The 13,870-nt window shown below is 66.3% G+C and carries 10 protein-coding genes; all 10 read right to left on the bottom strand.

Annotation, left to right across the window (positions count from 1 at the left end; all coding sequences use genetic code 11):
• Positions 1–39: 39 nt before the first annotated feature.
• Positions 40–1,764, bottom strand: coding sequence for an ABC transporter ATP-binding protein (locus M1P90_RS21980; protein ID WP_483697533.1), 1,725 nt, complete (start codon positions 1,762–1,764; stop codon positions 40–42).
• Between the two features lie 338 nt (positions 1,765–2,102).
• Entirely contained in the window at positions 2,103–3,128 is a 1,026-nt protein-coding gene (locus M1P90_RS21975; protein ID WP_483697532.1) for an energy-coupling factor transporter transmembrane component T, read from the bottom strand.
• A 299-nt stretch (positions 3,129–3,427) separates the two neighbouring features.
• The gene (locus M1P90_RS21970) at positions 3,428–4,195 is read right to left on the bottom strand and encodes a formylglycine-generating enzyme family protein (protein WP_483697531.1); all 768 of its coding nucleotides are present in this window, start codon (positions 4,193–4,195) and stop codon (positions 3,428–3,430) included.
• A gap of 647 nt (positions 4,196–4,842) precedes the next feature.
• A complete protein-coding gene (locus M1P90_RS21965; RefSeq protein ID WP_483697530.1) occupies positions 4,843–5,502 on the bottom strand; it encodes a response regulator in 660 nt (219 codons plus the stop codon).
• A 3-nt stretch (positions 5,503–5,505) separates the two neighbouring features.
• On the bottom strand, positions 5,506–7,647 hold the full coding sequence (locus tag M1P90_RS21960) for a sensor histidine kinase (RefSeq protein ID WP_483697529.1): 2,142 nt from the start codon (positions 7,645–7,647) through the stop codon (positions 5,506–5,508).
• Between the two features lie 473 nt (positions 7,648–8,120).
• Positions 8,121–8,561, bottom strand: coding sequence for a GNAT family N-acetyltransferase (locus M1P90_RS21955; protein WP_483697528.1), 441 nt, complete (start codon positions 8,559–8,561; stop codon positions 8,121–8,123).
• 3 nt (positions 8,562–8,564) lie between these two features.
• Complete coding sequence (locus M1P90_RS21950) at positions 8,565–8,981, bottom strand: DUF3830 family protein (protein ID WP_483697527.1); 417 nt, start codon at positions 8,979–8,981, stop codon at positions 8,565–8,567.
• A gap of 209 nt (positions 8,982–9,190) precedes the next feature.
• Positions 9,191–11,395: a xanthine dehydrogenase family protein molybdopterin-binding subunit gene (locus tag M1P90_RS21945; RefSeq protein ID WP_483697526.1), complete on the bottom strand. Its 2,205-nt coding sequence runs from the start codon at positions 11,393–11,395 to the stop codon at positions 9,191–9,193.
• Positions 11,396–11,460: 65 nt separating this feature from the next.
• On the bottom strand, positions 11,461–12,939 hold the full coding sequence (locus M1P90_RS21940; RefSeq protein ID WP_483697524.1) for an FAD binding domain-containing protein: 1,479 nt from the start codon (positions 12,937–12,939) through the stop codon (positions 11,461–11,463).
• 116 nt (positions 12,940–13,055) lie between these two features.
• A complete protein-coding gene (locus tag M1P90_RS21935; protein ID WP_483697523.1) occupies positions 13,056–13,814 on the bottom strand; it encodes a GntR family transcriptional regulator in 759 nt (252 codons plus the stop codon).
• Positions 13,815–13,870 lie beyond the last annotated feature (56 nt).

Here is a 13,870-nt window from a genome sequence, read left to right as displayed (position 1 = left end):
AACCTGTGAACATTCAAACTTGCGAACTTGCAACCGATTTCAAACTTGTGAACCTTCAACTTGCGAACTTGCTTTGCCCAGACCGCACAGCGCATCGTCGGCGGTGAGCCAGCCGCTGCCGGGGAACAGGCGCGCAATCTGCGGTGCGAACAGCGGCGAGTCGCCCAGTGTGGCAATTGGCCCGCTCGCCACGACCTCGCCGCGCCCCAGCAGCACCACGCGGTCGGCCAGCAGCGCCGCAAACTCAACGTCGTGCGTCACCAGCAGGGCGGCCATGCCCTCGGCGCGCCAGCCGCGCAGCAGCTCGGCCAGGCGCTGCTTGGCGAGGTAGTCGAGGCCGCGGGTTGGCTCGTCGAGCAGCAGGGCGCGCGGCTGCGTGACCAGGATGGCGCCCAGGGCAACGCGCTGGCGCTCGCCCGCGCTGAGGTCGCGTGGGTAGGCGTTCACATACTCGGCCAGCCCCAGACGCTCCAGAAGCGCATCGGCCGCGCCCGCGTCGGCCATGCCGTGGTTGCGCAGGGTAATCTGCAACTCCTCGCGCACGGTGTCGGCAAACAAGAGCGCGTTGGGGTCTTGCGGCAGGTAGCCCACCTCGCGGCAGATCGCGGCCACATCGCGCCCGGCGTTGTCGCGCCCTCCCACCAGCGCCCGCCCGCGCGCGGGCCGCACAAGGCCAGCCAGGCAGCGCAGCAGGGTGGTTTTGCCCGCGCCATTGCGCCCCAGCACCGCGACGATCTCGCCCGGCGCGACGGCCAGGCTCACGCCGCGCAGGATGGGCTGGCGGTCGTACTCGGCTTCGACGTGCTGGAGTTCGAGCAGAGGCGGACACGTAGGTCCGCCTGGACTTGCAAGGGATAACGCAGGTCCGCCTGGACTTGCAAGGGATAACGCAGGTCCGCCTGGACTTGCAAGGGATAACGCAGGTCCGCCCGGACTCGTAGGTACGCTTGGATTCGCAGCGCGTTGCGCGGTGAGGGCGCGGCTCCAGCGCAGGCCGGCCTTGATCGTCAGCGGCAGCGGCGACCAGCCGAGCGCTTTGCCGAGCGCGACCAGCGGCGGGGCGAGCGGGATGTCGGGCATTAGGGCGTCGGGCGGGCCGCTGCGTGCCACGCCATCCTCCAGAAAGATGATCTGCTCGGCAAAGGGCAGCACGCGCTCCAGCCGGTGTTCGGCCAGCACAATCGTCAGCCCCAGGTCGCTGTTCAGCCGCACCAGCGCCTGCAACACATCCTCGGCCGACTGCGGGTCGAGCTGGGAGGTTGGCTCGTCGAGCACGAGAATGCGCGGGCGCAGGGCCAGCGCCGCCGCAATTGCCACGCGCTGGCGCTCGCCGCCGGAAAGGGTATCAAGCGCGCGGTCGCGCAGCGCGGCCAGGTCGAGCAGGTCGAGCGTTTCTTCCACGCGCACGCGCATTTCGGCGCGCGGCAGGCCGGCGTGCTCAAGCGCAAACGCGATCTCGTCCTCCACGCGGTCGAGCACCGCCTGCGCCTCGGGGTCCTGAAACACAAAGCCGACGATCTGGCTCATGCGCGCCGGCCCCTCGGCCACCGGGTCGCGCCCGTCCACACGCACATGCCCGCGCAGCGCGCCGCCGCTGAAGTGCGGCACCAGCCCGCCAATGCATCGCGCCAGCGTCGATTTCCCGCAGCCCGATGGCCCGGTCAGCAGCGCAAACCCACCCTCCGGGATGTCGAGCGTGATGCCGCGCAGGGCTGGCCGCGCCGCGCCGGGGTAGGTGTAGGTGAGGTTGTGGAAGCTGATCATGGCGTTCCTGTTGGAGTGTTGAGTTTTGAATGTTGAGTGTTGAGTTTGCAGCGAACCGAGAACCAGATGAGGGTTTAGGGTCTGGGGTTTTGGGATTGGGCCTGCCAACCCGCAACAGGATCAAGAACCAAGAACCAAACAGTCGCCATTAACCTGGAACCTTCGAACTTTTAAACCTGCAACCTGGAACCTGCAACCCGCAAACCTGTGAACCTGCCAACTTGCAACCTGCAACCCCAAAACCTCCGTGCCTCTGTGCCTCCGTGGTGAACCTTTCAGCCTTCAGTCGTCGGTTGGCGCAACCTGCAACATTCTAACCTGCGAACCTGCAACCCGCTTCACTCTCGCGCCCAGGCGAGCGCGGCGGCGGGCCAGGCCAGCCCCAGCGTTGCAAAGCCCAGCGCGGGGTCGAAGGGCGGCAATTGCAGCTGCGGGTAGGGGTAATACAGCAGCGCCGCGTGGCTGATGCCGGGCAGCGGCAGGGTGAAGGCGGCCAGCGCCACCGCCGCCGCGATCAGCACCGACACATCCGCGCCGAGCCAGCGCGACTGGCGGTAGCGCGTGCGCGGCGAGCGGCGGCCCAGCCACCAGAGCGTGCCAATCAGCAGCAGCGCGCCGGCCAGCATCAGCGCGCGGCCAAGCGCGAACTGACCCCAGGCCAGCACGAGCATCCAGCCGGCCAGCAGCGCCGCCAGCCCGCCCACAATTGCCGCGCGCACACGGTTGGCGTGGGCAGGTTGCTCGGCATGGGCGAAACCGCGCGCCACCATCGCCTCGGCCAGCGCAAAAGCGCGCTCAAGCCCGCCGATCAGCAGCGGCATCAGCAGCGGCAGCCAATCGCGCACCTTCTGCACGCGGTGGCCGCGAATTGCCTGCGCGTCGCGGATCTGGCGGGCCTGGCGCACCGTGGCTGGCACAAAGGTGATTGCAATGGAAGCGACCACCGCCAGCGGGTAGAAGGCGCGTGGGATCAGGCCGATCAGTGCGCTGGTGGGCATGGCCTGCTGCGCCACCAGAAACGCCACCAGCAGGCCGGCCAGCGTCAGCCCGTTCAGCGCGCCAAACACCAGTGCCTCCAGCGTCACCGCGCCGCCCACCAGCGGCAGCCACCCCGGCAGGCGAAACAGCACCGTGCTGCCGGCGCGCACACTCAGCGCGTTCAGCAGCGCCGCGACTCCTGCGAGCACAAGCGCCAGCCGCAGCGGCGCGACCGGCATGAGCGCGCGGTTCTCGGCCGGGCGCGCGGCGGCCTGCACGACCGGGATGCACAGCAGCACCAGCGCCAGATGCAGCGGGTTGCGCGTGGCCGAAAGCGCGGCCAGCACGGCGGCCAGCCAGCCCAGCCAGGCGAGCGGGTGAATCATGGCGCGGCCTGGTTGTGGCGAATACCTGCCATTGTACCTGTTCACGATTCGAGGTTTATTAGACCCACACGGAAAACGCCGATTGGAAAACCATTCACACAAGAACGCCAGGAACGTTTACCACAGAGACACAGAGGCACGGAGAGCTTTATTGCAGTTTGCAGTCGGCAGCAGGCAGTTGCTTTTTCCGCACTCCGATGCGTTTTTTTGCCGTGCATGAATGATCAAGTGTTCTGCAAACCGCAATTCGCTGTCGTCGTGCCTTCGTGGTTGAGTTTCGAACTTATCTGAAAAGCCGCCTAGATTGCCAGCCGGAAGCCCAGGAATTCGTTGCGCACTTTGGGCAGCAGCCGGAAGCGACAGGCACAGCGCGCAAAGCCGTGTGGGTTGGCGTAGCAGCCGCCGCGCAGGATGCGCCGCCCGGGTGCGCGCATGGCTTCGCGGCCGTCGGTGGGCGCGTAGGGGTAGAGCGCATCGAGCGAGGCCGTCCACTCCCAGACATTGCCGGCCATGTCGAGGCAGCCGTCGGGGCTGGCGCCGGCCGGGTAAGCAGCCACCGCCGTGGTGCTGGCCAGCCCGCTTTCACGTGTGTTGGCCAGATCAGCCAGCCAGGCATCGCCCCACGGAAAAGTGCGGCCGTCGGTGCCGCGAGCAGCCCTCTCCCACTCGGCCTCGCTGGGCAGCCGGAAGCGCGCCGCCACACCGCCAGGGCCAAGCGGCAGGCGCAGGTTGTTGAGCCAGTAGCAGAACTCATTCGCCTCGTCCCAGCTTACATCGGTGACGGGGTGGGTGAGCAGGCGCTCGGGCGGCAGCGGGCCGCGCCAGCCCACAGGAGCGCGCGCGCCGCTGGCGGCAGTGAACTCGGCATACAGCGCATTGGTGACGGGCATGCGCCCGATCGCAAAAGCCGCCAGCGCCAGCGCGTGCTGCGGCGCCTCTTCGCGATATGACTCGCGGGTGCCGCCGTAGGCCTGGGCCAGCGCGCTCAGATCACGCTCGGGCGTGCCCATCAGGAATGGGCCGGACGGAATGGCAATCATGGGCGGGATGAGATCGGCGATGCTCATAGGCTCCTGGTGGCAGTAGGCAAACTGAGCGCATTATACCAATGATTCTGTCGCTCGCAGTCATTGCCACATGCATTGCTTGCTGAGCCAAGGCCGTTCCCCAACCGACATCGCAGAGATCTGCAGCTACTGGCTACTTGGCTGGTCGTTTGTGGCGGTGCTGCTGGTGAGTTACGCGGTCTGGGCGGCAGTGCCGGGCGCGCTGTTCTGGTTCACGCGGTGGGGTGCTGCCCGCCGAACGAAAAATCACCACGGAGGTTTTGGGATTTACGATTGACGATTGGGGCGGCCAACAACGGGATATGTCACCGCAAAGGGCGCAAAGCGCGCGAAGAGCTGTAGGTTCTTGGCTCTCGGTTTTTGGCTCTCGGTTCTCGCCCTTCGATACGCGCTGCGCGCTACTCAGGACGAGGTTCCTGCCCCTGTTCTGCCGTTCCGTGGTTCTCGGTTCTGTGGTTCCGTGGTTCTGCGATTCTGCCGTTCCGTGGTTCTGCGATTCTGCGGTTCTCGGTTCTGCGATTCTGTGGTTCTGTGGTTCTGCGGTTCTGTGGTTCTGCGATTCTGCGGTTCTCGATTCTGTTGCGGGCTGGCAAACCCAATCCCAAAACCCCAGACCCTAAACCCTCGTGTGGTTCTTGGTTCTGCGCTCAGCCCAACCCGGCGTCGCGGGCGCGCACAATTGCCTCGGCGCGGCTGGCCACCTGCAGCTTGCCGAAAATATTCGAGACATGGTTCTGCACGGTTTTGACGCTCAGCACCAGGCGCTGCGCAATGGTTTGGTTGGCGTGGCCCTGCGCGATCAGCGTCAGAATTTCGCGCTCGCGCTCGGTAAGCTCGGGGAAGGGCGGCGCGCCCGGCGCAGCGACCGTGCCCGGCGCCTGCCTGGTGAAATACTGCATCATGCGGCGGGCAATGGCCGGGCCGAAGATCGCCTCGCCGTGGTGCACGCCACGAATTGCCCGCATCAGCTCTTCCTGGTCGGCATCCTTCAGCAGGTAGCCGCGCGCGCCGGCCCGCATCACCGAAAACACCGAGTCGTCGTCATCGAACATGGTGATCACCAGAATGGCGATCTGTGGCTGCGTGTCGAGCACGCGGCGCGTGGCCTCGATGCCATTCAGGCCGGGCATCTTCAGGTCCATCAGAATGACGTCGGGCTCAAGCTCGTTGGCCCGCTCAACCGCTTCTTCGCCATTGGCGGCCTCGCCCACCACCGCAATATCGGGCTCGCTGGCGAGCAGCGTGCGCACGCCCTCGCGGTAGAAGCGATGATCGTCGGCAACCAGCACGCGAATCTGTTCAGCCATACCTTACTCCGTTGGCAGCGGCAGCCAGGCAGCCAGGCGCGTGCCGCCGGTTGTGCCGCGCTCGATAATCCAGGTTCCACCCAGCTCGGTGGCGCGCTCGCGGATGGAGGAAAGGCCAACGCCGGCGCGCATTTCGTCGGGCAGGCCAACCCCGTCGTCATTTACCTCGATGCAGAGGGCGCGATGGCCTTCGGTTCCCGCCAGCGAGATCTGCACCTGGCAGCGCGTGGCACACGAATGCCGCGCCGCATTGGTAAGCGCTTCCAGCGCGATCCGGTAGGCCGCTACTTCGACGGCGGCGGGCAGCGGCGGCAGCTCGGCCGGGGCATCGACGCTGACTTGCAGGCCACCGGGCTGCTGGTAGTGCGCGGCGTGCTCGCGGATGGTCGCCACCAGCCCGAACTCGTCGAGCGCGGGCGGGCGCAGCGCATACACCAGCCGCCGGATGTCGGCCAGGGTAGTGCGTACTTCGCCCTTCAGGTCGGCCAGCATTTCGACCGCGCCGGTTGGGTCGCGCGTCACCAGGCTGCGCGCCACATCCAGCCGCTGCACCATGCTCGAAAGTACCGGACCCACGCCATCGTGCAGGTCGCGGCGAATGCGGCGGCGCTCTTCTTCACGCGCACTAATCAGGCGCTCGCGCGCCGCCTGCAAATCTTCAGTGGTCTGCTGCAGGTCGCGAGTCAGGCGCACGGCGTGGGCTGCGACGCCGGCCTGCTGCAAGAACACCGCCAGCAGTCGGCGGTCGGCTGGGGTGAACGTTTCGCCGGGGGTGCGCGGCGCAAGCAGCAGCTGGCCAATCGTTTCGCCCTGGTATTGAAGCGGAAAGCGCTGGAGATCGTCGTGCGGCGTGCCATGCTCAACGGCCAGCCGCCAGATATCGGCCTGCTTGAGCAGAATTGCGGCGTAGGGCAGCTTGAGCGCGCTGGCCACGGTTTCGGCCAGGGTGGGCAGCACGGCGTCGGGCGCGAGCGTCGCTTCCAGGCGCTGGCCCAGGCGCGTCATCAGGGCGTAAGGGTTGTCGCGCTCGCCATACAGCAGCCGGTTCACACTGCGCTGCAAGCGCTCGCGCAGCGGCTGGAACAGCACCGCCACCAGGCCCGTCGCCAGCAGCGAGATCGAGAGGCTGTTCTGGGTGCGGAACAGCGTGCCCAGGTAGCCCACCACCACCACATACAGCGCGACGACGCAGGCAGTCAGCGCGCCATACACCAGCGCGCGATTGATCAGCAGGTCGATATCCCACAGGCGGTAGCGCAAAATCGCCACGCCGATCGAGAGCGGAACGAGCAGAAAGCCGGCGTAGATCAGCGCATTACCCACGATTTTGCCCGACAGAGTCGTCAGCCAGTCGCTGCCGATCAGCCAGGTGCCAACCAGCAGCAGGATGTTCCAGCCAATGCCGCCCACAATACCAAACAGCACCCAGCGCGTCTGCTGCTGCTCGATGATGTCGGAGGTCTGGCGGTAGCGCGCGATCTGGATGGCGAGGGTCAGCACCATCAGGATGCCGAACAGCGGCACATGAACTTGCATGAACAGTGTGGTGGTAGCGGGCGCGAGCCACGACGCAAACATCGTGCGCGCGCCCACTTCGAGCCCATAAGCCGCCAGAAAGAGAAAGCTGAGGTACATCCAGCGGTACGGGAAGGTGCCGTTCGGGAAGATTAGCAGAAACAGAAAGAACAGCAGCCCGCCCAGCCACGCGCCGACGGAGACGAGGTTAGCGAGCACGGGCTGGGCTGCCCACAGACTGTTCGGCGTGCCGGGGAAAGTCGCGCTCCAGCACAGCAGCATGATCGCCGTGAAGCGCGCCATGCCGTCGGCCGGGCGGCGCCAGTACATCACGGTGGCGAGGCCGGCATGCACCAGAAAGAAAATAATGTACAGGGCGATCTGGTAGGAGGCGTACCAGTTGGGCGCGTAGCCGGCGGCGCGCATTTGCGCAATCTGCGCCGCCGTGAGGTAGAACATGTCCTCGGTGCAGGGCACGCCGCCGCACGGGATTTGCAGCTCGCCGTGCAGAAACCACAGGCTCAGCGCAAACAGCCCGCTCATGATCGCGCACAGCACCACCCAGCCGAGCCGCGGAACCAGGAGGTTGCGGCTGGTGAGGGGCGCGGCAGCTTGGGCTTCGGTGAGCATGGGCGATCCTGTGGCGAACGTTTTGGACAGTGTAGCATGCCGCTTGCCCGCGCGGATCAGCCCATGCACCTATGCGCTTCCCGGTTTCTTCCCGACCTGGCTGGGAAGGTTGCGTAACCACGACGGGGGGAAATTCACCACGGAGGCACGGAGATTATGTTGCAGGTTCGGAGGTTTGAAAGTTGGCAGGTTGCAGGTTTAACGGGCCACCGCCGGCCGAAAATGAACCGCAAAGAGCACAAACGGCGCAGAGAGTTGCAGGTTGCAGGTTAGAAGGTTGCGGGTTCGCAGGTTACAAATCTGCGCTTCTCTTCCCTTCGTGTCTTCGTGCCTTCGTGGTTACGGTTTCTGGTTCTCGGTTTGTGGTTTTCGCCCTTCGATACGCGCTGCGCGCTACTCAGGACGAGGTTCCTGACCCTGTTCTGCGGTTCTTGGTTCTGCGGTTCTGCAAACGCTCGACAGCGGGCGGGTCGTCAGTGGTCAGTGGTCGGTAGTCGTTTCGCCATGAAAAAGCGCTGGTGGCCGGGCGGCATGTCGTCGAGCACGCCCCAGACGTGGTAGCCATTGCGCTCGTAGAAGCCGCGCGCCTGGAAGCTGGTGGTGTCGAGATGCACGGCCACGCACTTGCGCTCGGCGGCAATCGCCTCGGCGCGCGCCAGCAGGCGGCTGCCCCAGCCCTGCCGGCGCACCGCGTCGTCCAGCCACAAAATCTCGACATACAGCCAGTTCCAGTAGGTGCCGCCAAGCAGCCCGCCGATCACCGCGCCGGCAGAATCGCGCAGCAGCAGCGTCACAGGCGTGAAGCTGTCGTCGCCAGCGTGGCGCTGGTTGAAGCGCGAAAGTCCCCAGCGCACGGTTTCGACGTCTTCGTAAGGCGCGTCGGGTTCTTCGCGCAGGCTGTATTCCCCGGCCACGCGCTACAGCGCCTCGAAGACAATATCCTGCGCGCCCTGCCACAGCACCGTGCGGCCCATCGCGGCCAGCTGCTCGTGGCCGTCGAGCAGCGTCAGGAAGTGGTTGCCGGCCAGTTGGCCCATTTTGCTGGCGAAGCAGGCGCTGCCGTACGGGAACAGAATCTCGGTTTCGCTGTAGCCGCCCGGGTAGAACAGGATGTCGCCGCGCGACGGGTGGCTGGTGTGGTTCTCGAAGCTCACGCCCAGCTCGAACTCGCCCAGCGGAATCCAGCAGGCCTCGCCGCTCCAGCGCGCGTGGATGATCTTCTGGCGGTAGGGCAGCAGCTTCTCGAATGCGGCGCATGTCAGCGGCGCGTTTTCGGTTTCCATGCGGGCGGTGTACACAAACTGCCCGCCGACGGTAATGCGGAGTGTTTTCATGATTCTTCCTTTTCAAGCGATTTTTGATAGGTATCCGCAGATTACGCAGATTACGCAGATACCTGTATCTACAGCGAAGGCAGATTAGTTAAGCCACAGAGCGCACAGAGGGCACTGAGTTTGGTTTTATTGCTCGGTGATCTCCGTGTTCTCTGTGGCTAATCGTTTGGCTCTCGGCTGTAATCTGCGTAATCTGCGTAATCTGTGGATTATGTATTTCCCACGGCGTCGATTGCGGCAAGCACGCGCTCGGGCGTCATTGGCTGCTGCGAAAGCCACGCGCCGGTTGCGTCGTGGATGGCGCTGGCGATGGCGGGCGCAAGCGGCACTAGCGCCATTTCGCTCATGCCGCGCGCGCCGAACGGCCCGTTCGGGTCGGCTTCTTCCAGAATGATCGGCACGATCTCAGTGGGCATGTCGAGCACGGTGGGCAGCAGGTAGGTGCTGAAATGCGGCGTCAGCACGCGGCCATCGCGCACCTGGAAGTGTTCGAGCAGCGCGTAGCCGAGCGCCTGCGCCAGACATCCCTCGATCTGCGCCTCGACCTGCTGGCGGTTGATCGCCCGCCCAACGTCGTGCGCGCTGATGATGCGCAGCACCTGCACCTGCCCAGTCAGCGTGTTCACCTCCACCTCGACCGCCTGCGCGACATAGCCGTAGCAGTAGTTCGGCACGCCCGCGCCCGTCACGGGGTCGAGCGGGGTGGTGGCCGGCGGGCGGAACTGCACCGTCGCGATGGCCGGGCGCTCTTCTTCCTCGTTCCACAGGCGCAGCGCCTCCTGCGCGGCGTCGTGCACCGCCCGGCCGGCCATGAGGGTCAGGCGGGAAGCCGATGCGCTGCCGGCGTTTGGCGCCTCGCTCGAGTCGTCCGTGATCATGGTGATGTGCTCGGGCGCGAGGCTCAGCGCGGCGGCGGCGATCTGGCGCATCGCCAAATGTGTGCCCTGGCCCACGTCGGCCGCGCCCACGCGCACGGTTGCCGCGTCGATCGCCAGCTCGCCGCGCAGCTCAACCGTGGCGGTGGCCTGCTCGGGGTAGCCGAACGAGTAGCCAACATTCTTGATGCCGCAGGCGATGCCGATGCCGCGGCGGAGATGGGGGTTGGGAGATGGGGAGCGGGGGTTAGACTGTGGTTGTTCCATCCCCTGACTCCCATTCCCCATCCCCCGCGAGCGAAGCTCGCTGACAGCTGCTTCCAGGCACGCCCGCACGCTCACGCCGGGCGGCAGCGGGCGCTGGGTTGGCTCGATATCGCCTTCGCGGTACAGGTTTTTGCGCCGCATCTCAATCGGGTCGATGCCCAGGGCATGCGCCAGCCGCGTGACCATGCTTTCGCTGGCGAACTGCGCCTGGGGCGCGCCAAAGCCACGGAATGCGCCGCTCGGCACATTATTCGTGTAGACCGCGTAGGCGTCGACGTGGATGTTCGGCACGTTGTACGCGCCATTCGCGAACACCGCCGCCACTTTCGTCACTTCCTGGCTGGTCGAGGCGTAGGCCCCGCCGTCGGCCACAAGCTCGGCCTGCACCGCAGTGATCGTGCCGTCGCGGCGCGCGCCCCACTTGCAGCGCACGGTGATCGGGTGGCGCTTGTGGTGGCCAATCATCGACTCTTCGCGGCTCCACACCATCGCCACCGGCTTGCGCAGCTTCCAGGCCGCCAGCGCCAGCACATGCTGAATCGACAGATCTTCGCGCCCGCCAAATGCGCCGCCAATCGCGGCGTAGCGGATGATCACCTGATCTTCGGGCAGCTCGAGCATGGCCGCGATCTGCTTGCGGTCTTCGTGCAGCCACTGGCCGGCGGTTTCGATCACAAGGCGGTTCTGCTCGTCGACATAGGCGATGCCGGCCTCGGGCTGGAGAAAGGCGTGTTCCTGCCACGACGTGGTGAACTCGTCTTCGAGCACGACATCGGCCTCGGCAAAGCCCTGCACCACATCGCCCTTGCGGATGGGCATGCTAAACAGGACGTTGGTGCCGCGCCCCTCGTGCACCAGCGGCGCGCCGGGCTGCATGGCCGCCCGCGCATCGGTGACGGCGGGCAGTTCGTCGTAGCGCACCTGCACCAGCCGGGCAGCGGCATTGGCGGCGCGCTTGTTTTCCGCCACCACCAGCGCGACCTTGTCGCCCTGAAAGCGCACTTTGTCGCCGCACAGCACCGGCTGGTCGTGATCGATCAGGCCAAAGGCGTTGAAGGGCACGTCGGCGGCGGTGAGCACCGCCACCACGCCGGGGTGGGCCTGCGCCGCGCTCGTATCGATTGCGGCGATGCGGCCGTGCGCGCGCCCGGCAAACACGACCTTCAGGTGCAGCATGCCGGCGCGCACAAGGTCGGCCGGGTAGTTGGTTTCGCCCGTGACCTTGCCGAGCGCATCGGGGCGGGGCAGCGCTTCGCCAATGATTGTGTTCATGGGTGCATTCCTATTGTTTTCAGAAGTGAGGATTCAGGCATCAGAATATGTTCCCGTGCGCCCGGTCATTCTGACTCCTGACTCCTGACTCCTGAACCCTGCTCCGCTGCTTCCATCACGGCATCCAGAATCTTGCGGTAGCCGGTGCAGCGGCAGATGTTGCCGCTCAGCGCAACCTGCGCCTGCTCGACCGTCGGCTGCGGGCATTCGTCCAGCAGCTTCGCGCCGGCCATGATCATGCCGGGGATGCAGAAGCCGCACTGCACTGCCGCGTTGCGAATAAACGCGCTTTGCAGCGGGTGCAGCGCCGCCTCGCCCGCGCCGGCCAGCCCTTCAATGGTGGTGACGTGCGCGCCGTGCGCCTGTCCGGCGGGCGTCAGGCAGGCCATCACCGCCTGGCCGTTCAGCCAGACCGTGCACGCGCCGCACTCGCCCTCGGCGCAGCCTTCTTTCGCGCCGGTCAGCCCGGCCTCGTCGCGCAGCGCGTCGAGCAGCGATTGGGTGGGCGCGTCGCCGCCGAGGGTGTATGGCTGGCCGTTGATAGTTGTTTCGATGGCGGTGAGTGGTTGGGGCGAAGCAGTCGCTCCGAATGGCGCCTCGGATGAGGCGCCGCCCCCTGACTCCTGACCCCTGACTCCTGACTCCTGGCTCGTTTCGAGCAGCACCGGCGCGGCTGGCCAGCCTTCGCGCTCGCGGCCGGCAGCGATGCGCCCGAGCGCCTCGGACACCAGGCTGGCAACCGTGCTGCGGCGGTAGGCCGCCGAGCCACGCACGTCGTCGATCGGCTGAATCTCGGCGGCGACCAGCCGGCCCGCCTCGGCGCAGGTGGCCGCGTCGAGGGTTTTGCCCGCCAGCCATGCTTCGGCGCTTGGCGCGCGCACGATTGTCGGCGCGACGCAGCCCAGCGCGATGCGTACATCCGAGGCGCGGCCATCGTCGAGGGTCAGCACAATCGCCAGATCGATCACCGAGATCGCCTGGGCGCGGCGCAGGCCGAGCTTGACGAACAGGCCGCGCTGCTTGTCGCGCAGGGCTGGCACGCGAATTTCGCGCACCAGCTCGTCGGGGCGCAGGGCCGTGGCGCGAAAGCCGGTGTAGAAATCGCGCAACGGCACGACACGCTCGCCCACCACGCTCGCCAGCACCAGTTCGGCACCGAGCGCGGTCAGCGGCGTGATCGTGTCGTTCGCGGGCGAGGCGGTGACGAGGTTGCCCACCACCGTTGCGCGGGCACGAATCTGCGGCGCGCCGACTTCCCAGCACGCCTGCGCCAGCGGCAGCGCGCCCGCCACGCACTCGGCCGAGGCAATGATATCGTTGTGGGTCGCCAGCGCGCCAATCGCAATCGTGTCGCCGTCGCGGCGCGCATACTTCAGCTCGCGCAGCCCGGCAATGTCGATCAGCGTTGTAGTGGGGCGCACGCCGCGCGACAGCTCGACCAGCACGTCGGTGCCGCCGGCCACCAGCCGCGCCGCGCTGCCGTGCTCGGCCAGCAGCGCCAGCGCGCCCTCAAGCGTGCGCGGCTGCAAATACGTTTGCCACATAGATACATCCTCCTTGGAAGGATTCATGAGTTGCAGGTTTGCGAGTTACAGGTTAGAAGGTTTGTACGTTGCAGCGTGAACTTGCAACCTGCAAACCTTCTAACCTGCAACTGGGTTTACCGCCGGGCGCGCTCGCGCACCAGCTCGAACGTCATATGGCTGTGCGGGAAATACTCGTAGGAATGCCAGATCGGCGCAGCGTCGGCGGTGTAGCCCACTTCCTCAATCAGCAGCAGCGGCGTCTCGGGCGCGAGAGCCAGGTCGGGGAAGGGGCAGTTGCGCGCGCTGGTGGCCTGGATTTTGGCGACCTGCCGCTCGGTGCGCTGGCCGCAGCGCTGCTCCAGCAAGTCGAACATCGGCTCGAGCAATTGCGGCTCGCGCACAGCCTCGGCGGCCAGCGCCGCGCCAAGCACGCGCACCGGCACAGTGTTCAGGCAGAAAATCACTGGCTCGCCGTCGGCGGTGAAGATTTTGCTGGACAGAAGGGCTTCGTCGGCGGGCGCGAGCCCGAGCGCCGCCGCTACGGCGGGCGCGGGCGGGGCCAGCTGCACCTGCACAAAGCGCACGCCCGGCGCAAGGCCGCTGCGCGCAATCATGGTGCCGAAATCCTCGGCTTCGTTGAGCGGGTTAGCCAGGCGCGGAATCTGGCTCACAAAGGTGCCAACGCCATGCCGCCGCACCACCAGCCCGCGCTCGGCCAGCACGCCAATCGCGCTGCGAATCGTGGCGCGGCTGACGCTAAACGCCGCCGCCAGCTCGTGCTCGGGCGGGAGCTGCGTGCCAGCCGGGTACACACCGCCGCGAATCCGCTCGATCAGAATGGCGACGGCCTGCTCAGCCAGCGATGTGCTGCGAATCGGTGTCCGAAGGGTCATGTGGTGGCCCTTAGCGCTGTGCAGTTGGCAAGATTGGACGAAAATAGGGAAAGATG

Source organism: Kouleothrix sp. 19917, assembly GCF_057073505.1.
This window is presented reverse-complemented; position numbering and strand designations above follow the sequence as displayed.